The organism is Flavobacterium sp., from assembly GCF_046153165.1.
In the GTDB taxonomy this organism is placed as follows: domain Bacteria; phylum Bacteroidota; class Bacteroidia; order Flavobacteriales; family Flavobacteriaceae; genus Flavobacterium.
In genome coordinates this window covers 1-24,856 of sequence record NZ_JBJXEN010000013.1, presented here as the reverse complement: position 1 = coordinate 24,856, position 24,856 = coordinate 1, and the positions used below count along the sequence as shown (strand labels likewise).

The window sequence follows — 24,856 nt, the reverse complement described above, 5'->3', positions numbered from 1 at the left end:
AGATTGTAATTGATGAAAATGCTAAAATATGCCATGACCGAAAAATTACACGTAGTTTCAAAAAAGATGTAATCCAATCAAAATACAAAATGTTATCACAGGTTTTAGATATAAATAACACTTTGTTTTTAAGTTATGCAAATGCATTAAAAGCGGTTTTTGGATTGCCAAAATATTTCAAAAAAAGTTATTCTTTTACTTCTATTGTAAAGTTATTTTATAATTTGGTTGTTTATTATTTACAGCTTGTTTATAGAGTGAAAATTATTAAAAAGACTAGAAAAAAATCAATGACTTATGTCGAATAAAGTATCTGAAAAGCAAGCTTTTTTCTTTACAATAATTAATTATGTTGGGATTGTTATTGGTGTAATTTCTACACTTTTTATTTATCCAAATGACAAAGAATTACTCGGAATTTTTAGGTATATCGATGCAATTTCCTATGTTTTATTCCCTATAATGCTTATAGGAGCATCGCAAGCATTGGTAAACTTCACACCAAAACTAGACGATTTGCATAAAAAAAAGCTGTTTAATTATAGTATTTTTTCGATTCTAATTATAAGTAGTTTTATTCTTGGTTTACTTTTTATAATTTCTTTTATTCCAGCTTTTAAAGGAATGAAATATGTTTATTTTGCCTTTCCTGTTGCGTTATTTTTGGCATTTATTGAGTTGTTCAAAAAGCAAGCGACAATCATTCAGAAAATTGCAGTACCTACATTTTTAGATAATATTATTCCTAAAATTTCGCTGCCCATTATTTTTTTATTGTTGTTATATCATTACATAACGTTTAGTGAATCAGTTGTTTTTTACATTTTTTCGTACGGATTTATTCTTATTTTACTGACTATTTATTTGTATAAATATTTTAAACCTAAATTTAATTTAGACTTTAAATCTCTTTTTAATGAAGTTTCTAAAAGAGATTATTATCATTTTTCGATGTATGCTTTTGCGGGAAGTTTAGGATCTGTTTTTGCGTTTAGAATTGATGCTTTGATGATTCCAAAATTTATCTCGATGGAAGCCAACGGAACATTTAGTATAGGTGTAACCTTAGCTTCAGCATTAGCTATACCAGCAACTGGCGTTTTTGCGTTGTATGCACCTATTATTTCCAATTATTTAAAAACCGATAATTTGTCAGAATTAAATTTAAAATACAAGGAAATTTCAAAGTTGCTTTTTTTTATTGGAGCACTTTTATATAGTTGCATTTTTCTTGGAATTGAAAATTTATTTATGATTTTGCCAACTCATGAAAAACTCATGACATCTATTCCTATTATTCTCATTTTAGGATTTAACGTTTTGGTCAATATGGGGACGGGTTTTAATAGCGAAATAATTACGTATTCAAAATATTATAAATTTAATTTAATCGCCATTGCCATACTTATAGTACTTAATGTGGGTTTAAATTTACTGTTTATACTTTATTTTAATTTCGAGATTGAAGCTGTAGCCGTAGCTTCTTTAGTATCGATGGTAATTTTTAATTTTGCTAAATTATTATTTATTTACAAAAAATTTAAACTTTTCCCTTTCGATTATAATTATCTTAAATTAGTTTTAATTCTTGTAATAACTTTAGCAGTAGTCTATTTTTTACCGAAATTAATTAATGATATTTATACTTTAGTGTATAAGGTTTCATTAAGTTTATTCCTAAATATTTTTATTATTTATAAACTAAAATTGGTTTATCAAGTTAATGTTTGGATTAATAAAATCATAAATTATACACGATAAACAATCGCATTAATATTCATTCCTGCTCCAACAGATGCTAAAATAATAACATCACCTTTATTAATTTCCTGATTTTCTATTTTTCCATTAATAAGTAGATCATATAAGGTTGGCACTGTTGCAACGCTCGAATTTCCTAATTTGTGAATACTCATGGGCATAATGCCTTCTGGTGTTTCTTGATTGTGAAGTTTAAAAAAACGGTGAATTATAGCTTCATCCATTTTCTCATTTGCTTGATGAATTAAGACTTTTTTTATTTCAGAAATAGGAATGCCACTTTTATCAAGACAGTCTTTCATGGCTTTTGGAACTTCATTTAATGCAAATTCATATATTTTGCGTCCTTGCATTTTAATATAACGTACATCATTATCAAGATTCTTGTTAAATGAATTGCCAAAATATAAATAATCAGCTTCATCTGTGGCAAAAGTTGCCGAAGCATGTGCTAATATTCCTCCAGCTTCATTCGTAGCTTCAATAATAGTTGCACCTGCTCCATCTGAGTAAATCATACTGTCTCTATCGTGAATATCAACCACTCTCGATAAAGTTTCAGCACCAATAACCAAACATTTTTTTGCCATTCCAGCTTTTATAAAGGCTTGCGCTTGGATAACACCTTCTATCCAACCAGGGCAACCAAATAAAATATCATATGCTACACATTTTGGATTTTTTATTCTTAATTTCTGTTTTACCCTGGCTGCAAGACTTGGTACAGCATCAGCTTGGATAGCGCCTTGTTTTACATTCCCAAAATTGTGAGCAAAAATAATATAATCTAAAGTTTCAGGGTCAATCTTTGCAGCATCGATTGCTTTTTGAGCGGCAAAAAATGCAATATCTGAAGTTACAAGATTCGTGTCCACATATCGTCTTTCTTCGATTCCTGTTATTTGCTTAAATTTATGAGCAATGACCTCATTTGAAGCATTAAAAGCACTTCCGTCCTCATTCAAAAACTGATGTTTGGCAAAATCTAAATTGGTTACAATTTTATTTGGGATATAACTCCCTGAGCCTGTTATTTTGATGTTCATTTTGTAGTAATTGGTTAAGCTAAAGTATCAATAAAATCTTCTTTTTTGATTAAAAAATTTAAAATTTAATTATTATTACAGAATATTCATTTAACATTATCTTAATTTAATGATAATATAAAAAATATTAATTTTTTTGCATGATTTTAATTTGCATTATGGTAGCAATACTTAAAGCTTGTGTTTTTATTTGTTCTGCTTTTTCTCCCATAAAATTTTCATCAACAGAGTTATTAAAATGATTTAACCAAATTTTAAATAGCTCAGGAGTTAAATGTTCTTTTTCATCAATATCCAAATGGATTTGAGTGAGATTATTAGTGTAGCCTCCAGTCCCTAAAATAGCTTGTGACCAAAAAGTCACTAATATTGGTAAATGTTCTTCCAAATGAATTTTAATAACATCAGTAAAAATGTAACTTATTGATTTGTCCGAAAGTAGTTTTTGATAAAAATTATCAACCAGTAAATATAAATCGTCTTGGTTTTGTATATCGTTCATCATCATCTTTTAATTTTTCAAAATTATTGTAATTCAATTTTAAATTTACTGATAAAAATCAGTTTTAAAAAAAAGGTTTCAAATTATAAAAACTTGAAACCTTTTAATATTTACTAATTATGTTTTTAATTACATATATGCTTCAATTGGAGCACAACTACAAACTAAATTTCTATCGCCATAAGCTTCGTCAACACGACGAACAGTAGGCCAGAATTTGTTTTCAGTAATGTATTCTAATGGGAAAGCAGCAGCTTCACGAGTATAAGGATAAACCCATTCGTCTGCAGTAACCATAGCTAATGTATGAGGAGCATTTTTTAAAATATTTTGAGTGTCTTCTTTAGTTGAAGCTTCAATTTCTTTTCTAATAGAAATCATAGCGTCACAAAAACGATCTAATTCTTCTAAATTTTCACTTTCTGTAGGTTCGATCATCAATGTTCCTGCTACTGGGAATGAAACAGTCGGTGCATGAAATCCGTAATCCATTAATCGTTTAGCGATATCGGTTACTTCAATTCCTTTTTCTTTAAACGGACGACATTCCAAAATCATTTCGTGTGCTGCACGACCCATTTCTCCAGAATATAAAGTGTCGTAATGACCGTTTAGTTTTTCTTTGATATAATTTGCATTTAGAATTGCATATTCAGTAGATTTTTTCAAACCTTCAGCGCCAAGCATGCAAATATATCCGTAAGAAATTAAGCAAACCAAAGCCGAGCCCCAAGGTGCAGCAGAAATCGCTGTAATAGCGTTTTCTCCACCAGTTGGAATTACTGGATTTGTTGGCAAAAACGGAACCAATTGCGGAGCAACGCAAATTGGACCAACACCAGGACCACCGCCACCATGAGGAATTGCGAATGTTTTATGTAAATTTAAGTGACAAACATCGGCTCCAATTGTTGCTGGATTTGTTAATCCAACCTGAGCATTCATATTGGCACCATCCATATAGACTTGTCCACCATTATCGTGAATAAGTTGTGTGATTTCTTTAATTGCACTTTCGAAAACTCCGTGAGTTGATGGATAAGTCACCATTAAACAAGAAAGATTGTCTTTGTGTAAAATTGCTTTTTCGCGCAAATCTTCCACGTCAATATTTCCGTTTTCTAATGTTTTTGTAACCACAACCTGCATTCCTGCCATTGCTGCCGAAGCTGGATTTGTTCCGTGTGCCGATGATGGAATTAAAGCAATGTTTCTGTGATGATCCCCACGAGATTGATGATAAGCACGAATAACCATTAACCCTGCATATTCTCCTTGTGCGCCAGAATTAGGCTGTAAAGTCGTTCCTGCAAAACCAGTAATTACGTTTAATTGTTGTTCTAATTTAGATAACATCTCTTGGTAACCTTGTGCTTGGTCTAATGGTGCAAATGGATGAATGTTATTCCATTGTGCCATACTTAATGGTAACATTTCTGAAGCTGCATTCAATTTCATTGTACAAGAACCAAGCGAAATCATAGAATGATTTAAAGACAAATCTTTACGTTCTAACATTTTGATATAACGCATCATTGCTGATTCTGAATGATATTTATTAAAAACATCATGCTGTAAAAACGTTGATGTTCTTTCTAAATTTGACGGAATTTGATTTCCGTTTTGTAATTCGGAAATTGTTGACGCTTGTTTTCCATTTACTTTAGCGAAAATTGAAACTATCTTATTTAAATCGGCAATACTTGTAGTTTCATTTAAAGAAATTGAAACTGTATTTTCATCAACATAATAAAAGTTAGCTTCGTTTAGTTCGGCAATTTCTTTTACTTTTTTAGCATCCGTTTTAATGACAATTGTATCAAAATAAGCCGTGTTTGTTTGATATAAACCTAGTTTTTCTAATTCATTTGCCAAAGTTACAGCCGAAGCGTGTACTTTATTTGCGATATATTGTAATCCTTTTGGACCATGATAAACAGCATACATTCCAGCCATAACTGACAATAAAACTTGTGCAGTACAAATATTAGAAGTTGCTTTATCGCGTTTTATGTGTTGCTCACGAGTTTGTAATGCCATACGAAGCGCACGATTTCCATTAGTATCAATAGTTACACCAATAATTCTTCCTGGCATCGAACGTTTGTATTCGTCTTTTGTAGCAAAATAAGCAGCGTGTGGTCCGCCATAACCTAACGGAATTCCGAAACGCTGTGTTGTTCCAAAAACTACATCGGCACCCATTTCTCCTGGAGGAGTTAGTTTTACTAAACTTAAAATATCTGCTCCAATTGCAACTTTAATTTCGTTAGTTTTTGCTTTAGTAATAAATCCAGCGTAGTCATTTACTTGTCCGAATTTGCCTGGATATTGAAGAATAGCTCCAAAGAATTCTTTCGAAAAATCAAACTCCTCGTGATTTCCTATCACTAATTCTACACCAATTGGAGCAGAACGTGTTTGTAAAACTGATAATGTTTGTGGTAAAATTTCTTCAGAAACGAAGAATTTATTCACGTTATTTTTCTTTTGATCTCTCGATCGAACGTCAAAAAGTAATGCCATTGCTTCTGCAGCAGCTGTTCCTTCGTCAAGAAGTGAAGCATTTGCAATTTCCATTCCAGTTAATTCGATAACCATAGTCTGAAAATTCAAAATTGCTTCTAAACGACCTTGTGCAATTTCTGCCTGATAAGGTGTGTAAGCAGTGTACCAACCTGGATTTTCGAAAACATTTCTTTGAATCACAGCAGGAATAATTGCTTGATTGTAACCCAATCCAATATAAGATTGGAACATTTTATTTTTGTTTCCTAATTTTGTAATATGATCTGCAAATTCATATTCGGTCATTGCAGGTTCTAAATTTAAATCTGATTTTAGGCGAATATCACTTGGAATTGTTTCAAAAATTAGTTGGTCTATTGTTTCTGCACCAATAGTTTTCAACATATGTTGTAGGTCGTTTTCATTTGGACCTATGTGGCGTAATGCAAATGCGTCTGTTTTCATATAATCTAAGAATGTGTTGTGTATTGATTGCAAAAATAAATATTAATCTGCTAATAAATGATGTTTTAAAGTTCAATTTTTATCGATTTTTCAACTAAATTGGAATCTTATTAACAGTTTGATTAAATTTGTTTAATGAAGATTTTAAAGCAATTATTCGATTTTTACATAGACAGTAGTATTCATGTGGCTTTATCATGTTTTGCACTGGTAAAAATGACGCACTATATGTTTCACATTCCAGCTGATACACCAATTACTTATTTTGCTTTTTTTGGAACAATTGTAGGTTATAATTTTGTAAAATATGATGCATTAGCAAGAACAAAAAAATTTCAAATGAGAAATGAATTAAAAGCAATTGCTTTTTTGAGTTTTTTATCATTAATAGTTGTTGGTTTTTGTTTTTTTTACTTACAAAAAATCACCCAAATTGTTTCGATGGCTTTTTTGAGTTTGACGTTGTTATATACGCTTCCATTTTTTCCAAATAAGAGGAATGCTAGAAACTGGGCTGGTGTAAAAATTTATATTGTGGCATTGTGCTGGGTTGGTGTTACTCTTGTATTACCTATTTTAAATTCTGGAATTGAGATTACTTCCGATTTTTATCTCAAATGTGTTCAGCGTTTTATTTTAATTTTTGTTTTAATTTTAATTTTCGAAATTATTGATTTGCAATATGATGATCCACATTTGCAAACAGTTCCACAACAAATAGGAGTGAAGCAGACTAAATATTTAGGTTATGTTTTATTGATGATTTTTTGTGGATTAGAGATTTTCAATGTTAAAGGCAATGACAGTCTAAATGTTAAATATTTTTCATTGTCATTACAATCGATTATTTCCTTTATTATTGCTGTTTTCTTGTTTTTTTCTAATGATAAAAGACCTAAATATTATACTTCTTTTTGGGTAGAAAGTATTCCAGTGGTTTTGTGTGTTTTATTGTTGATTTTTGGCTAAATCCCCGAATTGTATTGCTTAAACATAAGGATTAAAAATTCATTTCAGTTTTTTTTTGATGTTCTAAATCTATACTAGTAAAAATACCTGTTTTAAATTCAGGTATTTTTACGCTATCCAGTTGTATTAAATCTTAATAAGTTTGTCTAGTAATATTACAACAAAAATAAGTGGAATTCAGAAACCACTATAAAAAACGGGGCGGAATCTGAAAAGCTTTATGAGTAAGAAAAAACATTAAACTAAAAAATCATGGACCAATTTATCAAAAAATTAAAAACAAGTAAAGAATTACAAGACCAACTACAAAAAGCAGTAGCAGATGTTGCTAAAAAAAACGGTTTTGATATTGACGAAAAAAAGTATGCTAATGCTAATTTAACTTCAATGGTTGGTTGTGTTAGTACCGCTTGGACAGCAGTTTGTACTGTATAATTTTAAATTTATGGAGCCCAATACAACTATTTTGGGCTCCATTTTTTACATTTTAAAAATTTAAAGAAATCAGTTAAAAAAATAAACAATAATATTCTCTGGTATGAATTCTATATTATTCCAAGATCAAATCGAAAAAATTTTAAGATCTAGTAATTCTCATACCTTTTTTGATTTAGATAAAACTAATAGGCAACAAATTCTAGGTAATATAGCCTATATTAGTAAATTTGCTTTCGATAAAGAATACAATGGTTTTAAGTCGATTGCAAAATCATTCCAATATTTATTCCAGATTTCAAATACTATTGAAAAGGATTCTGTTTTTAATACTTATTTAAATGATTTCGAGTCTCAAGATTTCATTGATAAATTTCCCCTCTTGCCTTCACTTTTTAAGCAAAAAATAGGTTTTACTTCTAACTATATAAACACCATTCATGATCATTTTTCTATAGATCGAAAAAAAATAGCAGTATTGTTTAATGAATCTGAAGATGTTGGTGAAATTATTAATATTAAAATAGATTTAGGTGATGTTCATCAAGATGGTAAAACTACTGCAATTGTCTACTTCAAAAACGATTTAAAGCTGGTTTATAAAGCTAGATCGTCTGGTATGGATATTACATTTAATAATTTAATCAATAATATTAATCATAACTGTAATTGTATTGATTTAAAAACAATTTGTTCTCTAGATAAGGAATCCTATTCATGGACAGAATTTATAGAAAACAAATCATGTGATTCTATAGAAGAAATTTGTGATTATTATAGAAGATGTGGGGTTTTGACTGCATTAATCTATTTGTTAAAAGGAACTGATATGCATTTTGAAAATATAATTGCAGCTGGTTCTTATCCTTTTTTGATTGATTTAGAATGTTTGTTTAATACAAATTGCATAGATTTTAATGTATTGCATATTGGTTTATTACCTGTTTTAACATATTCAGATAATTCTTCTGTACCAATAGATTTAAGCGGTTTTGGAGCTTCTGGTGTCCAAGAAAGTAGTGTATATGTTTGGAAATGGAAAGATATTGGCTCTGATGATTTGAATTTAATTAAGGACAAAGGAAAATTTGAAGCAAAAAGTAATCAGCCAAACATAAAAGGAGTACCTGTATCTCCTGAAAAATTTGTTGAAGAATTTAGTATTGAATTCAAAAAAGTTTGTGATTATTTTATAAGTATTCAGTCTACTTTTGATGATGAAGTTCACCTTTTTTCCGAATTTAAGGATAAGCAAATTAGAGTCATTCCTAGGCCAACACAGGTGTATAAGGATATACTAGAAAACTCCTATATTCCAGAAGCATTAATTTCTAAAGAAAAAAGAGATGCCGTAATTGAACAGTATTTAAATGATTTTCCTTTAATAATTAGTTTTAAACCGAAGGATAAATTTAAAATTATGGCTCATGAATTAAGGGCTATACAACAAATGGATGTTCCTTATTTTACCTCAATTACTACAGAGAAATTTCTCTTAGAAAGTAATAATTTTGTTTTAGAAGAATTTCATGAACAGACTCCTTTTAATTTTATTTTGAAAGAAATAAAAGAATTAGATCAATCAAAAATTGATCGACAATTGCAATTAATTCAATCTGCTTTTTCAGCTAGGTATAATATTCAAAGAAAGATATTTTCGAAGTTGTCTTATGAGAATAGTGAAGAAAAAAGTGACATAGTTTATGAGGAAATAAAGGATATAGCACTTAACCTAAAAAGAAATTCTGAATTGAATCAAGGTTCATATAGTTGGTATAGTTTTGAATCTTTAAATAATCAAAATTTAACTTATGCCAATATTGATAATTCTCTTTATTCAGGTACTTTAGGGATTGTATTGTATTTGTCAGCAGCTTCTAAATTCCTTAAAACAGAAGAATATGAAGCTATAATAGAATCTATTTTGAGTTCTCAAATTGAAACAGTATTGTCAAATAATTTAGGCACCCAATCTTCAAAAGTGAATATTTCATATAGTACTGGAATATCAGGGCTTATTTACTGTTTATTAACCGTGAATCCTATTCGTTATAAACAATCAGCATTAGAATTATCTAGATTAATAACTATGGAAATGGTTATCGAAAATAATAAAATTGATATAATGGCAGGTGCCTCAGGTTGTTTGTTGGTTTTGATAAAACTATTTTCTTTAACACAGCAACAAGAAATTTTAGATAAGTGTATATTAATTGGTAACTATATTGATAATTTAAAATACTTGGATACAAATATAAATCTATTAACATGGAATTCTGATACTTTGCAACGTCCTCTAACTGGTTTCTCACATGGAGTTTCTGGTATTGGATACGCTATGTTAAAATTGTATGAAGTGACTAATATCCAGATATACAAAACGGCATTTTATGATGCAGTAAAGTATGAAAATCATTTTTATAATAAAAAACAAGGAAACTGGGCAGATTTAAGGGAATCTAAAAATAAATTCCAAAATTCATGGTGTTACGGAGCTTCTGGTATTGGACTTAACAGACTTTACGCGTATAAGCTCCTTAATGATAAAAACCTTTTGTTAGATATACAAAATGCTATTGAAGTAACTAAAAAAAGTAAATTATTAGATTCTGAATTTTATTGTTGTGGTAATGTAGGACGATTAGATTTTTTAATTGAAGCTTCTAAAGTTTTGAATGATCAAAAACTAAATTTTTTCGTAAAAGAAAAATTAAATGAAATATTAGAAAAGAAAAATGAAGCTAGATATTACCAAACGTTTGCTAATAAGAATATTAGTATAGAAAATCCATCTCTTTTTAGAGGTGTAAGTGGCATAGGTCTAGTCTTAATTAGAAGTGCAGATCCAAATAATTTTCAATGTTTTGGATTATTAGAATGATGAATTTTTAAACAATAATGTTTATACAAAATTATCTTTTCAGAAACAAACATCTTCATTTGCTTGATAACTCTCCGATATTTTTTTTAAAATATGATTTCTATACAAGATAAAATTATTCAAATGTCTTTTCAGAAATAGAATATCAAATAACTTTCCAAAAAGACCAAAAGGGGTTTCATAGCATAATTTGTCAGTCATAATTGTAATTCCTTTTTCTTCTTCAAAAAAATGTTCGTGTCTAAAGGATTTAAATTTTCCTTCTTCCATTTCATCCACAAAATAATCGTACAAATTCATTGCGGTTATTCTGCTTTTGTGAGTAAGGTAAATTCCAAAATGTTTGCCACGCCAAGTCACGGTTTCATTAAGGCTTATTAATCCAGAAGTTATTCCAGCAATGGCTAATTCATTTGTTTTACTTGCAGATTGTTGGTGAATATCGATATTTCTATTAATATCAAAAACTATTTGAATTGGCGCATTTATTTTAGTGATGAGGTTTATTGTTGTCATTTTAAAATTTATAATGTCCAATTAAATTATGAATAAAAAGTAATGTATTTACAATTGCAAAGAGTACAAAAAGTGTATTCATAAAATAACTTCCTACTTTAAATAATTTTCTTTTTGGAATATCATACATTGGGTAATAAGCAATTTGTGTGGCAACTTTTCCAACCCAATAAGCAGCAATTAATCCTGTTAAGGCAACCGCTAAAGCTGATTGTTCTTTTAATTCATTTGTAAATAAAATCGCTATCAATCCAAATGAAAAGTTTAAGCCTTGAATGTATCTTCCATATGTTTTTGCAATTTCCTGATTCAAAGGTTTTAATTGTTTTACGTCATTATACCAATCAAAAACTTGATGACGAATGTATGGATAAATTAAAGCAGTGAAAATTTGACCAATTCCACTTAAAATAATTAGCCAGTTTGGAATTATTATGTTCATTTTAAATATTTTTTTTGTTGATAAATAATATAAGTAAGGAAGAAAACTAAGAAGATAGGTAATGCAAATAGCCAATCCATGCTATGGTGATCCCAAATCAAAAAAAATGTAATTACTAAACCAAAGTAAATATAAATTAATTTGTTTTTTGGAAATATTAAAATAAATAGGATTGCTGCTAAGACTTGTAAACCTCCAGTAATTGCTAGTCCATAAAATCCTAATAATAGAAAACCTAATGCAATAATGTTTATTATTTCTGCTATTTTAAAAGTTATTTTCATTATTATTTTATTTTTAAACTTTCAGAAAAAAATGAAAGTTTTGGTTAAATTTTTTTCTATTTCATTATTTTTAAAACCAATCTACCCAACCAGTTTTCATTGAACTCCGTTATTTTGTCAAGCATATTATCTGCTTTTAAAACAAAATCATACAATTTTGTGGTTTGATTAATAAAGTGATTTGCTTCATCAGAATTATTGCCATCAATAGAAGAAACCTCTTTTAAAACTTTCAACGCGGGTTTAATTTCACGTTTGCTTCGTTCTCTTGAAATTTTAACAGCCAGTTCGTCTAAATCTTTTTCGGCTGTAAAATATTCTCTTCGTTCGCCAGCTTTGTATTCTTTGTACACAATTCCCCAATCCATTAATGCACGCAAATTCATTGAAGCATTTCCTCTAGAAATTTGTAATTCTTCCATGATTTCTTCCATCGAAATAGCATCGTTAGAAACCATCAATAAGGCGTGAATTTGCGCCATGGTTTTGTTAATTCCCCATTGACTGCCTAATGCACCCCAAGTTTGAACAAACTTATTTTTTGCTTCTTTGAATTCCATAATGCAAATATAGTAAATGTTTTTGAACTTTCAATAAAAAATGAAAGTTTGTTTTAAAAATAAAACCGAAGCTGGAATTTCTTCGGTTTCTAAAATAATTATTTTCTAAATCAATCCAGCACGTTTCAACAAAGCATCTGGTTTCGGTTCTTGACCTCTAAATCGTTTGTATAATTCCATTGGTAATTCGGTTCCGCCTTTAGAAAGTAAATTGTCTTTAAATTTTGTAGCAACTTCTCTGTTAAAAATTCCTTTCTCTTGGAAATACGCAAAAGCATCAGCATCGAGAACTTCAGCCCATTTGTAGCTGTAATATCCAGAAGAATATCCGCCAGCAAAAATGTGTGAAAACGAAACCGACATGCAATTTTCGGCCACATCAGGATATAAAGTTGTGCTTTCAAATACTGCTTTTTCAAACGTTTTTACATTGGTAATTTCGGTTGGATTGTTACTATGAAAAGCCATGTCCAATAAACCGAAACTCAATTGGCGTAAAGTTGCCATTCCTTCTTGAAAACTAGCACTTTCTTTGATTTTCTCTACATATTCTTGTGGAATAATTTCTCCAGTTTCATAATGTTTTGCAAACAAAGCCAGCGCTTCGGCTTCATAACACCAGTTTTCCATAACCTGACTTGGCAATTCTACAAAATCCCAATATACAGAAGTTCCAGATAAACTAGGATAAACTGTATTTGCCAACATTCCGTGCAATCCGTGACCAAATTCGTGGAATAAAGTGGTTACTTCATTGAATGTTAATAATGAAGGTTTTGTTTCGGTTGGTTTCGTAAAATTACAAACGTTGGAAATATGCGGTCTTTCGTTTATTCCATCCTTTATATATTGTGATTTAAAACTGGTCATCCAAGCTCCGTTTCGTTTGCCTTTTCTTGGGAAGAAATCGGCATAGAAAATAGCAACTAGTTCGCCAAATTCATCTTTAACTTCATAAGTTGATACTTCTTTATGGTATTTATCAATATCAAAAATTTCGATAAATGTTAGCCCATATAATTTTCCAGCAATGGTAAAAGCGCCATTTAAAACATTTTCTAATTGAAAATAAGGTTTCAATTTTTCGTCATCTAAATTGAATAATTTCTGTTTCAATTTTTCGGAATAATACGATCCGTCCCATTTTTCTAAATGATCGATTCCGTCCAGTTCTTTGGCGAAAGCGGTTAATTCCGCAAATTCACGTTCGGCTGCAGGTTTTGCTTTAACCAATAAATCATTCAAAAATGATTTTACCTTATCTGGATTTTGCGCCATTCGTTCTTCGAGAACAAAATGGGAATGGGTTTCATATCCTAATAAATTAGCTCTTTCGAATCGTAATTTGGCAATTTTAAGAGTAATTTCCTGATTGTCAAATTCGTTATTTTGGAATGCTTTTTTTCCTGCCGCAATGGAAATTTCTTTTCTTAACTCACGATTTTCAGCATAGGTTACAAATGGCAAATAACTCGGCATATCTAAAGTAAAAATATAGCCTTCTAAATTTTTAGCTTTTGCCAAAGCTTTAGCAGCTTCAATCGTTCCTTCAGGCAATCCTTTTAAATCATATTCGTTAGTGATATGTAATTGATAATTATTGGTTTCCGCCAAAACGTTTTCACTGTAAGTCAGTTTTAATTTTGCAAGTTCCGTGTCAATTTCACGAAGTTTAGCTTTTTTCTCGTCCGATAATAAAGCTCCGTTTCTAGAGAAACTTTTAAATTTCTTATCTAACAAAGTTGCTTGTTCTGGAGATAGTATTAAGCTGTCTTTTTGTTCGTAAACAGTTTTTATTCTTTTAAATAAATCTTCGTTTAATGTAATATCATTGCTGAATTCAGTTAATAACGGAGAAACTTCCTGAGCGATTTTTTGCATTTCGTCGCTGGTTTCTGCCGAATTCAGGTTGAAGAAAATAGAAGATAATCTATCCAAAGCATTTCCTGAAAAATCCAATGCTGCAATTGTGTTGTCGAAAGTTGGAGCTTCAGGATTATTGATGATAGCATCTATCTCTACTTTTGCATTTACTATATTGGTAATAAAAGCAGGCTTGTAATCTTCTATTTTTATTTTGGAAAAAGGCGCGGTATCGTATTTTGTATCGAATTTTTGAGTAAGTATTTTCATTTTTTTATAAATTTAACCTTATCAGGGTTCAAACTCTGATAGGGTTGGTATTATTTTTTTAAATTTTCAGACGATTTATTCACTGCATCCTTCAATCCTTCTTTATAAAGAATAATTTTATCTAAAACCGATTTATCCGAAGATCCAATAATTTGAGCTGCGAGAATTCCAGCATTTTTGGCGCCGTTTAAAGCTACGGTTGCTACGGGAACACCACCTGGCATTTGCAAAATAGATAAAACGGAATCCCAACCATCTATAGAATTACTCGATTTTACTGGAACGCCAATTATTGGTAAAGGCGACATGGAAGCTACCATTCCGGGTAAATGTGCTGCACCACCAGCTCCAGCGATAATCACAGAAATACCACGAGTGTGTGCATTTTTGCTGAAGTCAAACAATTTTTCGGGTGTTCTATGAGCCGAAACAATATCGACTTCTGTTTCGATGTCAAATGATTTTAAAATATCAATGGCTTCCTGCATTACTGGCATGTCTGAAATGCTTCCCATGATTATAGCTACTTTGCTCATTGTTGTTTTCTATTAATTATTTATTGAAATTATTTTTAAACTATCATTTGATTGATTTATCCAAATTAATCCATTTGCAAACATTGCTCCTTGCCAATTTGAAAAAATATCGCAACTGCAACTTTTTTTAATATCGGTTTTAAATTTTTCCGTAAAAATTTTAGAGTAATTGTTTATAAAATCTTTAGATGATTTAATTTTATTTTTTTTCTTGTTTATAGTTACGGAAACAGGATAATTAATATTTTTTGATATCCAATTCTTATCATTATTAATTATTGAAGTCTTTATTTTTTTTATAAAATTTTCTACTTCTTCATTTGATGTTCCAAGGCTGTATCTATTTTCTATTGATTGTCCAGATTGAGAAGAAAGAGTTAGTGTAAAATTTAATTCTTTATTATTTGTAATGTTTTTCCATTTCCCATAAATAGAATTATTAGTTTCATCAATTATACCTTTAAAAATGGCATTAGTTTTATTTTCAATAATTTCTTCTAAATAAATAATAGAATCTTTTTTAGTGCCTTTAAGATTAATTCTCTCTTCATTTTTGTTATAACAATAGTTTCCAGATAAATTATTATTTATATTATTAAAGATTGAAAGTGTAATAGGATAAATGTCTATTTTTCCTGTAAAAGTGCTCCAGCCTTGTGGAAGCGTTTGTGAAAAACTAAAAAAAGAAACTAGAAATAGAATAATTGTAAAATAGATTTTTTTCATTTTAAGAATTTGAACTAATTACTCTAATTGTATTTTTTACTTCTTCCGCAATTTTTCTAGCTTTTTTCATGTCTTCATTTACAATGGTAACATGTCCCATTTTTCTGAAGGGTCTAGTTTGTTTTTTACCATATATATGTGGTGTAACGCCATCTATAGCTAATATTTTTTCGATATTTTCATAAATTACATTGCCAGAAAACCCTTCTTCTCCAACTAGATTTACCATTATTCCAGCCATTTTACTATCGGTATTTCCCAAAGGCAAATCAAGTATTGCTCGAATATGATTTTCGAATTGTGAAGTATAACTAGCTTCAATAGTATGATGTCCAGAATTGTGAGGGCGAGGTGCTACTTCATTGACTAATATTTTGTCGTCTTCAGTTTGAAACATTTCAACAGCTAATAAACCAACGTGATTGAATTTTTTGGAAACATCTAATGCTATTTTTCTAGCTTTTTGAGCTATTTTTTCGTCAATTCTAGCAGGGCAAATAACATATTCTACCTGATTGGCTTCTGGGTGAAACTCCATTTCAACAACAGGATATGTTTTAATTTCGCCCGATATATTTCGGCAAACAATTACTGCTAATTCATTTTTGAACGGAATCATTTCTTCCTTTATACACTCAACATTAGGTAAATCATCTAAATCGGTGCTTTTTCTAATAACTTTTACGCCATTGCCATCGTAGCCAAATTCAGTACATTTCCAGATAAAAGGCAATTGTATTTTGTCATTTTTAACAGCGATTCTTAAAGTTTCTGTGTTTTCAAACCGAATATAATCTGCGGTTGGAATTTTATGTTGTGCGTAAAAATCTTTTTGAATGCCTTTATTCTGAATTTCTTTTAATGTTCTAGAGGAAGGATATACTATAATATCTTCACTTTCCAATTTTTCTAAAGCTTCAATATTGACTAATTCGATTTCGAATGTGAGTACATCTACTTGTTTTCCAAAATCATATACGGTTTGAAAATCCATTAAATCTCCTTGAAAAAACTTATTGCAGGCAATTTTACAAGGCGCTTCTTCGCTTGGATCGAGGACATAAGTTTGTATGTCGAACTTTCGAGTTTCGGCTAATAGCATTTTGCCTAATTGTCCGCCACCAAGAATGCCTAATTTAAAATCGGAAGAAAAATAATTCATTGTTGTTGTGTTTGAGCAAAGATACTTTATAAAGGTTTAATAGAGAAAAATCTATTTCATTTTCTTTAAAATTTCTCTTGCAACAGCTTTGTAAGCAGCAGAATATTTTGTGTAATCATCGGAAAGAATTCGTTTTAATTCTAGATAAACCCATTCCTTCTTTTTGCCCAATTCAAATAATGTTCTAATAGAATACGCTTTGGTTGCTATTTTTACATTTTCAAGAATGAGCCAATCAAAACAAGAATCAATGATTTTTTGTTCTTGATCTTTGGTCAATATCATGTGCTTAGAAAGGAACATACAAATTTTAGAAATGGATCGTAGTGCACTTTCATTAGTATATTTCGAAATTCCATTACAAAATTCATCTAAAAAAGGAGCTAGTAAATGAAGTCTTTCTTCTAATACTAATTCTAAAATCCAGCAAGATTTATAGTGATTTTTATTACTCGTGTTAAAAGCGAATTTTAGTAACTCTGAAAACAGCTCTGGATTATCTAAAATATAGTGCGCATTGTCTTCTCGACTTTTTCTATGAGCGGTGCTATTTTCGATTCTTTGAAGTAATTCTAAATTCATACTCCAAAAATAAATAAAATCTTCTAATTGAATGCTAATTTGTTATCTTTGCGAATTATTCTATAAAAATAACTATGGAAATTAAATTACACGACAAATATTTTGTTCCTTTTATTTCGGCACAAGAAATAGATTTTGCAATTGCAACTATGGCAGCTCAAGTAGAAGCTGATTTTGCAGACGATATCCCCGTTTTTGTAGGGATTCTTAATGGATCATTTATGGTTGTTTCAGATTTTATGAAACATTATAAATCACCTTGCGAAGTAAGTTTTATTAAAATGGCTTCTTATGATGGTATGGAATCTACAAGTGAAGTTAAACAACTTATAGGTATTAATCATGATTTAACGGGAAGAACAGTTGTTATTATTGAGGATATTGTAGATACTGGAAATACAGTTGAAGAATTGAAAGCGTTATTTAAAAAACAAGGAGTAAAACATTTTAAAATTGCAACACTTTTCTTTAAGCCAGAAGCATATAAAAAAGACATTAAACTAGATTATATAGGAATAAGAATACCAGATAGATTCATAGTTGGTTTCGGTTTAGATTATGATGGTTTGGGAAGAAATTTGCCAGAAGTATATCAATTAAAAGATTAAATAAATAACAACATAACTACACAATTTTTTTAAAATGATTAACATTGTTTTGTTCGGTAAGCCAGGGGCTGGAAAAGGTACTCAGGCAGAATTTTTAAAAGAAAAATACAATCTAACACATCTTTCAACAGGAGATATTTTTAGATTTAATATAAAAAATGAAACTGAATTAGGTAAATTAGCTAAAACCTTTATGGATAAAGGTGATTTAGTTCCAGATGAGGTAACTATCAAAATGTTAGAATCTGAGGTAGATAAAAACCAACATTCAAAAGGGTTTTTGTTCGACGGTTTCCCTAGAACTTTAGCTCAAGCCGCAGCTTTGGACGCTTTTTTAGCATCAAAAAAACAAGCTATTACGGCTACAATTGCATTAGAAGCTGATGATGAAATATTAGTACAACGTTTGTTGGAAAGAGGAAAAACATCTGGAAGAGTCGACGATCAAGATGAAGAGAAAATTAGAAATCGTTACCAGGAATACAACGAAAAAACAGCTCCTTTGATGGATTATTATAAAAATAATGGAAAGTTTCATGCTGTAAATGGGATTGGAACAATTCAAGAAATTACCGAACGACTAAGTAAAGTCATTGATAATTTGTAATTTAGTAAAAAGATAAAATTAATAATAAAGCGGTTTCGTTATCCCGAATAAATGAATTAACGAATAACCAAATCAACAAAAAGTGGAAATACTCATAATTTTCTTTTTAATTCTTTTAAACGGAGTGTTCTCAATGTCAGAAATTGCATTGATTTCCGCTCGTAAAAACCGACTAGAATCGGCGGCAAAAAAAGGAAATACCAGTGCAAAAACAGCTTTAGATTTAGCTAATTCGCCAAATAAGTTTCTTTCGACAGTACAAATAGGAATTACTTTAATAGGAATTCTTACAGGTATATATTCTGGGGATAAAATAACAACCGATGTCAGATTATTTCTAGAAGGATTTACGGTTTTACAACCCTATTCACATAATTTATCGGTAGGAATTGTAGTTGTTATTCTAACGTTTTTCTCCTTAGTTTTAGGTGAATTATTGCCCAAAAGAATAGGACTTAATCATCCAGAAGCTATTGCAAAAGCAGTGGCTGTTCCTATGAAAATTATTTCGGTAGTAACTGCGCCATTTATTTGGTTGTTAACCACAACCACAGATTTTATTTTAGATATTCTCAAAATAAAACCAACAGCAGATGGTAAAGTAACTGAAGAAGAAATAAAAGCAATTATAAAAGAAGGAACCGAAGGCGGAGAGGTTCAAGAAATAGAACAAGACATCGTAGAACGTGTTTTTCATATTGGAGATAGAAAAGTAAACTCGCTAATGACGCACAGAAACTCATTGGTTTATTTGTCAATCGAAGATGATGATATTAATTCGTTAAAAGCAAAAATGCTCAACGAATTACATTCTGTTTATCCAGTTTGTGAAGACAATCTCGATGAAGTTGTGGGAATTGTGTTTCTAAAAGATTTGTTTGCCAGTTTCGAAAAAGGAAATTTCGATTTGCGAGCCATTACAAAAGAACCAGTCTATTTTATCGAACACACATCAGCATATAAAGCACTAGAAATATTCAAAAAATCTAAAGTACATTATGCCTTAGTGACCGATGAGCACGGAATGATACAAGGAATTATAACCTTAAACGATATTCTAGAAGCACTTGTAGGCGATGCTGCCGATTTTTATGAAGAAGAGTTTCAGCTAAATGCACGTGAAGACGGTACTTGGCTAGTAGATGGGCATTATTCACTACATGATTTCTTGACCTATTTCGATATGGACGATCTCATAAACGATTATGACGTGACAACAGTGAGTGGTCTTATCATGACAGAGTTGTCCTATATTCCAAAAGTAGGAGAAAAACTTATCTGGAATAAAATGCAACTTGAAGTAATCGATATGGATGGCATAAAAATTGATAAAGTTTTAGTCAGTTCAATCGTAGAAAAATAAAAAATTAATAATAATCAAGAACGAATAATTCGGGCATTTTTAGCAAATTATATTCCCGTTTTTCGCTGTAATCTTTGCTTTTCTAAAGAAAAAAAGCAAAGGATTTTCGCTGCAACCGGGGTTAAAAAGCCAATTATTCGCCTACTTGAAAATAGCTTTTAGTCAAAATTTTAGTAATCTAAAATCTAAAGTCTAAAATCTGAAATCTATAATAAAATGACAGAAGGAAATTTCGTAGACTACACAAAAATATACGTTTCATCCGGAAAAGGAGGAAAAGGTTCTACGCACTTACATAGAGAAAAATTTATCGAAAAAGGCGGACCAGATGGAGGAGATGGAGGTCGTGGCGGACACGTATATCTTGTAGGTAACAAAGCACTTTGGACCTTGTTTCACCTCAAATTTGCAAGACACGTAAAAGCGGGTCATGGTGGCGATGGAGGAAGTTCAAGAAGTACAGGAAGCGATGGCGAAGATAAGTATATCGAAGTGCCATTAGGAACCGTAGTTCGTGACAAAGAAACTAACGAAATCCTTTTCGAAATTACAGAAGACGGAGAAAAAAGAATCATCGCCGAAGGCGGAAAAGGAGGTTTAGGAAACTGGCATTTTCGTAGTTCAACGAATCAAACGCCAAGATATTCTCAACCAGGATTACCAGCCCAAGAAGCAGATATTGTATTAGAGTTAAAAGTGCTTGCTGATGTTGGTTTAGTAGGTTTTCCTAATGCAGGAAAATCGACATTATTATCAGTGCTAACTTCTGCAAAACCTAAAATCGCTGATTATCCTTTTACAACATTAAAACCAAATCTTGGAATTGTTGCTTATCGTGATTTTCAATCCTTTGTAATAGCCGATATTCCGGGAATTATAGAAGGAGCTGCTGAAGGAAAAGGATTAGGACATTATTTCTTACGTCACATCGAACGTAACTCAACACTATTGTTTTTAGTGCCTGCCGATGCTGATGATATTAAGAAAGAATATGACATTCTATTAGATGAATTACGTCGTTACAATCCTGAAATGTTAGACAAAGATCGATTAATTGTGGTTTCTAAATGTGATATGCTCGATGCCGAGTTGCAGGTGGAAATGAAAAAACAATTAGACAAAGATTTCAAAGATATTCCGTATTTATTCATATCGTCAGTTGCACAACAAGGATTGGTAGAATTAAAAGATAAATTATGGGCAATGTTAAATACTGAAGCATAATAATACTGCATGAAAAGAATAGCGAGTATAATTATTACTTACATTATATTATTATTCTCTCAGTTAGCTATTGGACAATGCACTCAAAACGTAGAGTTTAACGAGGCGATCCCAAAAAGAGATTTGAGAGGAGTTTTTCTTGCATCCGTATTTAATCTCGATTGGCCAACAAATAGATTGGCAACACCAGCAGTGCAACAAGCAGAATTAATTACTATTTTAGATAATCTAAAAAATAATAATTATAATACTGTTTTTTTACAAGTAAGGCCTGAATGCGATGCTTTATATAACTCAAGTATCGAACCTTGGTCTTACAGATTAACTGGGACACAAGGGCTAGCACCTAGTCCTTTATGGGATCCATTAGCATTTGCTATTACCGAAGCGCATGCTCGCGGTCTCGATTTGCATGCATGGCTAAATCCGTATAGAGTTAGAGCAAATGTAACATCTTATACAGCATCGGCTAACAGTGTTTTAAATACTCATCCCGATTGGATTCTAACTGCTTCAAATGATACAAATTTAAAAATCCTTAATCCTGGAATTCCTGCCGTACAAGATTATATAACTAGTGTTGTTCAAGATATTTCTTCAAGATATGATATTGATGGAATACATTTTGATGATTATTTTTATCCAAATGCTGGAATGACTTCAAATCAAGATAATCAAACTTATATTGATAACAATCCAACAAATATTGCAACCATTGCAGATTGGAGAAGGAATAGTGTAAACGTGATGATTGGTAAGGTTTATGATGCCATTCAAGTTATTAATTCAAGCCAAAATAAAAATATTGTTTTCGGAGTAAGTCCTTTTGGAATTTGGAAATCAGGAATGCCAACTGGAGTTACAGGGAATTCTTCATTTTCAGCACTTTATTGTGATCCAATTGCGTGGTTAAATGCCGATAAATTAGATTATTTAGCACCACAATTGTATTGGCAAATAACAGGCTCGCAAGATTATATAGCGCTTTCTAAGTGGTGGAATGATCAAATTAAAGCAAAAAATAAACAACTATATGTAAGTCAAGCGTATTATAGAATGACTGATGCCAGTAACTGGTCAGTTAGTGAGATTCAGAATCAAATTATTCAAGATAGAGCAACAAATATGGATGCCACTTTTGGGCAAATTGCCTATAGATATTCCTCTATAAAAAACAATGATAAGACGATTAATTCAACTTTAAATTCAGCGCAATATCAATATAAATCATTTGCTCCTCCAATTATAGGAACTGGAAAAGATGTTGTTTGCCCTAATATTCCAACAAATATAAGAATAGAAGGATTGTATATAAAATGGGATACTCCAGCAGTAGCTTCAGATGGGGATTTGCCTGTAAAATATGTAGTTTATGCTTTCGATAATGCACTTCAAGTATTAACAAATCAGGATGACGGCTCTAAAATTTTAGATATTGTTGTTGGAAATCAATTGTTGGTAAATGCAACATTAATAAGTAACAAATATTTTGTTGTGTCCTCACTAGATAAAAATAATAATGAAAAAGGAGATTTTATGCAACCATTTCTTACTATTGGAAGTCAGAGTTTAGCAAATGAAGTTGAGTTAAATATATATCCAAATCCTTTTTCTGAAGAGTTTGTAATTTATAATGATAATAATGAATTATTTGGACAAGTTGTTGTCGGAATATATGATTTATCAGGAAAACAAGTTTTTAGTCAAACCATAGAAAAAGACTTTACAGAATTAAAAATAAATCCTAATAACCTCAAGAAAGGATTTTATCTAGGGAAAATAATTTTGGAAAACGGAAGTAGTAAAACTTTTAAAGTAATAAAAGAATAAACAATAAAAAAGGCACTCAATGAGTGCCTTTTTGTTAATCTATAAATTAGGAATTCTTAAAACCTGACCTGGATAAATCTCATCTGGATCTTGTAACATAGGTTTGTTAGCTTCAAAAATAACATCATATTTTGTAGCGTCTCCATAATATGTTTTAGCAATTTTAGATAACCAATCACCTTCTACAACTGTGTGATATCTAGCTTCTGGAGCAGGAACAGTAACAGTCATTTGATTGTCAACAGTTTCAACACCATCAACATTTCCTAAAGCCAAAACGATTTTTTCTGAATCCGATTGTTGGTCAACTTCACCACTTACAGCTACAGAATCATCTGCCATTACTGTAACTTTTAAAGTTTTAAAAGCCAGACCTAAAGCTTGAACGTGTGCTAATAAAGCACTAGCTTTCAATTGTGCTTTTTCTTCTGCTGGAGCAGCTTCTTCTTTTGCGCCAAATAATTTTTTTCCAGCACCTTTAATAAACGAAAATAATCCCATAATTAATTTTTTTTAATTGTTATAGTCTCAAATTTAGCAAAATAAATGCCAAAGTTTAATAAAGTTATAAAATTTTTAAATTTAATTTTTAATTTCTGATAATTACTTGATTACTAAACTATAAGTTAAAGTTATCTTAACAAAATATTATTAGTACGCCTAATGTTTTTAATATTTTTAAAAATAAATTATATTCGCACCACTTTAAAAAACAAATTATGAAAAAAATTATTTTATCCTTAATCGGATTTTTAAGTTTAAATACTGCGTTGGCGCAAACGTTATTATACCATAAAGTTTTAATGCAGGGTAATGAACAACTTTCAAAACAATTATTACAACTAGGTATTACTATTGATCACAGCGATGTGAAAGACGATGGCATAACTGCCGAAATAAGTGATGAGGAATTACAAATCCTTAAAGTAAATAATGTTAAACATAAAATTTTAATTTACGATCTCGCAAAATTTTATGAGGCCCGTAACAAAGCCGATGTTTTAGAACGTTCTACTGCAATGGCTCCGGGAGTTTGTAACGCGCCAAATATTACCAAGCCAACTTATTTTCATTTAGGAAGTATGGGTGGTTATTTTACCTGGAACCAGATGAAACAGATCCTCGATAGTATGGTTTTGTTGTATCCAAATTTAATTACGGTAAAACAGCCCTTGAGTCCGTTGAGTATAGAAGGACGTGAGATCTATTGGGTAAAGATAAGTGATAACCCAAATGTAGATGAAGCCGAGCCTGAACTGCTTTATAGCTCTTTGCACCATGCCAGAGAAGCAGCAAGTTTATCGCAATTGATATTTTACATGTGGTATTTGTTACAGAATTACGCTACCAATCCTGATATAAAAGCAACTGTAGACAATGCTGAATTATTTTTTGTGCCATGCGTTAATCCAGACGGATATGTTTATAATCAAAGCACAAATCCTAACGGAGGCGGCATGTGGCGTAAGAACCGTCGTAACAACGGTTCTAATTTTGGTGTTGATCTTAACAGAAATTACGGAAACAATTGGGGTTATGACAATATTGGTTCTTCCCCAACAAGCAGCAGTGATACTTATCGCGGAACTGCGGCCTTTAGCGAACCTGAAACACAGGCCATGAGAAATTTTTGTAATGCCCGCCAATTTGTTACTGCTTTAAATGCGCATACCTACAGTAATTTATTAATTTATCCTTGGGGTTATTTGCCAAGTA

The 24,856-nt window shown here is 30.8% G+C and carries 23 protein-coding genes and 1 pseudogene; 11 read left to right on the top strand and 13 right to left on the bottom strand.

Translation table 11 applies throughout. The features are described 5' to 3' along the window. Positions 1-308 (top strand): annotated as a pseudogene (locus ACKVOV_RS02205) (glycosyltransferase family 2 protein); the annotation flags it as partial. Next, a complete protein-coding gene (locus tag ACKVOV_RS02200) occupies positions 298-1,761 on the top strand; it encodes a lipopolysaccharide biosynthesis protein (protein ID WP_409205147.1) in 1,464 nt (487 codons plus the stop codon). The pseudogene ACKVOV_RS02205 and the gene ACKVOV_RS02200, both read left to right, overlap by 11 nt. On the opposite strand, the gene ACKVOV_RS02195 is transcribed toward ACKVOV_RS02200, so the two are convergent. The 3 genes from ACKVOV_RS02195 to gcvP form a co-directional block, all read right to left on the bottom strand. Beyond that, positions 1,749-2,807 carry a 3-oxoacyl-ACP synthase III family protein gene (locus tag ACKVOV_RS02195; RefSeq protein WP_409205146.1) on the bottom strand — a complete coding sequence of 353 codons (1,059 nt, stop codon included), beginning with the start codon at positions 2,805-2,807 and terminating at the stop codon, positions 1,749-1,751. The two genes, ACKVOV_RS02200 and ACKVOV_RS02195, sit on opposite strands and share 13 nt — an antisense overlap. Before the next feature lie 127 nt (positions 2,808-2,934). Next, positions 2,935-3,312: a group III truncated hemoglobin gene (locus ACKVOV_RS02190; protein ID WP_409205145.1), complete on the bottom strand. Its 378-nt coding sequence runs from the start codon at positions 3,310-3,312 to the stop codon at positions 2,935-2,937. Positions 3,313-3,438: 126 nt separating this feature from the next. Continuing rightward, positions 3,439-6,282: an aminomethyl-transferring glycine dehydrogenase gene (gene gcvP, locus ACKVOV_RS02185; protein WP_409205144.1), complete on the bottom strand. Its 2,844-nt coding sequence runs from the start codon at positions 6,280-6,282 to the stop codon at positions 3,439-3,441. Between the two features lie 135 nt (positions 6,283-6,417). On the opposite strand from gcvP, the gene ACKVOV_RS02180 reads away from it, so the two are divergent. The 3 genes from ACKVOV_RS02180 to ACKVOV_RS02170 all read left to right on the top strand — a co-directional run bounded on the left by ACKVOV_RS02180 (position 6,418) and on the right by ACKVOV_RS02170 (position 10,567). Next, positions 6,418-7,251: a hypothetical protein gene (locus ACKVOV_RS02180; RefSeq protein ID WP_409205143.1), complete on the top strand. Its 834-nt coding sequence runs from the start codon at positions 6,418-6,420 to the stop codon at positions 7,249-7,251. 252 nt (positions 7,252-7,503) lie between these two features. Next, positions 7,504-7,686 carry a Nif11-like leader peptide family natural product precursor gene (locus ACKVOV_RS02175; protein ID WP_409205142.1) on the top strand — a complete coding sequence of 61 codons (183 nt, stop codon included), beginning with the start codon at positions 7,504-7,506 and terminating at the stop codon, positions 7,684-7,686. Positions 7,687-7,789: 103 nt separating this feature from the next. Further along, the gene (locus tag ACKVOV_RS02170) at positions 7,790-10,567 is read left to right on the top strand and encodes a type 2 lanthipeptide synthetase LanM family protein (RefSeq protein WP_409205141.1); all 2,778 of its coding nucleotides are present in this window, start codon (positions 7,790-7,792) and stop codon (positions 10,565-10,567) included. Between the two features lie 39 nt (positions 10,568-10,606). On the opposite strand, the gene ACKVOV_RS02165 is transcribed toward ACKVOV_RS02170, so the two are convergent. The 9 genes from ACKVOV_RS02165 to ACKVOV_RS02125 all read right to left on the bottom strand — a co-directional run bounded on the left by ACKVOV_RS02165 (position 10,607) and on the right by ACKVOV_RS02125 (position 17,508). Continuing rightward, positions 10,607-11,083 (bottom strand): SRPBCC family protein, encoded by a 477-nt coding sequence (locus ACKVOV_RS02165; protein WP_409205140.1) that lies wholly within the window; start codon positions 11,081-11,083, stop codon positions 10,607-10,609. A gap of 1 nt (position 11,084) precedes the next feature. Then, positions 11,085-11,525 (bottom strand): hypothetical protein, encoded by a 441-nt coding sequence (locus ACKVOV_RS02160; protein ID WP_409205139.1) that lies wholly within the window; start codon positions 11,523-11,525, stop codon positions 11,085-11,087. Next, complete coding sequence (locus ACKVOV_RS02155; protein ID WP_409205138.1) at positions 11,522-11,809, bottom strand: hypothetical protein; 288 nt, start codon at positions 11,807-11,809, stop codon at positions 11,522-11,524. Before ACKVOV_RS02155 ends, ACKVOV_RS02160 begins: the two co-directional genes overlap by 4 nt. A 56-nt stretch (positions 11,810-11,865) precedes the next feature. Next, a complete protein-coding gene (locus ACKVOV_RS02150; protein WP_409205137.1) occupies positions 11,866-12,369 on the bottom strand; it encodes a GbsR/MarR family transcriptional regulator in 504 nt (167 codons plus the stop codon). Between the two features lie 105 nt (positions 12,370-12,474). Continuing rightward, on the bottom strand, positions 12,475-14,502 hold the full coding sequence (locus ACKVOV_RS02145) for a M3 family metallopeptidase (protein WP_409205136.1): 2,028 nt from the start codon (positions 14,500-14,502) through the stop codon (positions 12,475-12,477). 50 nt (positions 14,503-14,552) lie between these two features. Continuing rightward, positions 14,553-15,038, bottom strand: coding sequence for a 5-(carboxyamino)imidazole ribonucleotide mutase (purE, locus tag ACKVOV_RS02140; protein ID WP_409205135.1), 486 nt, complete (start codon positions 15,036-15,038; stop codon positions 14,553-14,555). Between the two features lie 12 nt (positions 15,039-15,050). Further along, positions 15,051-15,764, bottom strand: a complete 714-nt coding sequence (locus ACKVOV_RS02135; protein ID WP_409205134.1) for a hypothetical protein — start codon at positions 15,762-15,764, stop codon at positions 15,051-15,053. A gap of 1 nt (position 15,765) precedes the next feature. Next, positions 15,766-16,926: a 5-(carboxyamino)imidazole ribonucleotide synthase gene (locus tag ACKVOV_RS02130; protein ID WP_409205133.1), complete on the bottom strand. Its 1,161-nt coding sequence runs from the start codon at positions 16,924-16,926 to the stop codon at positions 15,766-15,768. A gap of 51 nt (positions 16,927-16,977) precedes the next feature. Continuing rightward, on the bottom strand, positions 16,978-17,508 hold the full coding sequence (locus ACKVOV_RS02125) for a hypothetical protein (protein WP_409205132.1): 531 nt from the start codon (positions 17,506-17,508) through the stop codon (positions 16,978-16,980). A 74-nt stretch (positions 17,509-17,582) separates the two neighbouring features. Between ACKVOV_RS02125 and hpt the strand changes: the two genes are divergently transcribed. From hpt to ACKVOV_RS02100, 5 genes are all read left to right on the top strand, one after another. Continuing rightward, entirely contained in the window at positions 17,583-18,116 is a 534-nt protein-coding gene (gene hpt / locus ACKVOV_RS02120) for a hypoxanthine phosphoribosyltransferase (protein ID WP_409205131.1), read from the top strand. Between the two features lie 34 nt (positions 18,117-18,150). Then, positions 18,151-18,723, top strand: a complete 573-nt coding sequence (locus tag ACKVOV_RS02115; RefSeq protein ID WP_409205130.1) for an adenylate kinase — start codon at positions 18,151-18,153, stop codon at positions 18,721-18,723. Positions 18,724-18,856: 133 nt separating this feature from the next. Then, positions 18,857-20,086: a hemolysin family protein gene (locus ACKVOV_RS02110; protein ID WP_409205129.1), complete on the top strand. Its 1,230-nt coding sequence runs from the start codon at positions 18,857-18,859 to the stop codon at positions 20,084-20,086. Between the two features lie 216 nt (positions 20,087-20,302). After that, the gene (gene obgE, locus ACKVOV_RS02105) at positions 20,303-21,310 is read left to right on the top strand and encodes a GTPase ObgE (RefSeq protein WP_409205128.1); all 1,008 of its coding nucleotides are present in this window, start codon (positions 20,303-20,305) and stop codon (positions 21,308-21,310) included. A 9-nt stretch (positions 21,311-21,319) separates the two neighbouring features. Then, positions 21,320-23,140 carry a family 10 glycosylhydrolase gene (locus tag ACKVOV_RS02100; RefSeq protein ID WP_409205127.1) on the top strand — a complete coding sequence of 607 codons (1,821 nt, stop codon included), beginning with the start codon at positions 21,320-21,322 and terminating at the stop codon, positions 23,138-23,140. Between the two features lie 39 nt (positions 23,141-23,179). On the opposite strand, the gene lysM is transcribed toward ACKVOV_RS02100, so the two are convergent. Beyond that, positions 23,180-23,641: a peptidoglycan-binding protein LysM gene (gene lysM, locus ACKVOV_RS02095; RefSeq protein WP_409205126.1), complete on the bottom strand. Its 462-nt coding sequence runs from the start codon at positions 23,639-23,641 to the stop codon at positions 23,180-23,182. Positions 23,642-23,943: 302 nt separating this feature from the next. Here lysM and ACKVOV_RS02090 point away from each other — a divergent pair. After that, on the top strand, positions 23,944-24,856 hold a 913-nt coding region (locus tag ACKVOV_RS02090), incomplete at its 3' end, for a M14 family metallopeptidase (protein ID WP_409205125.1).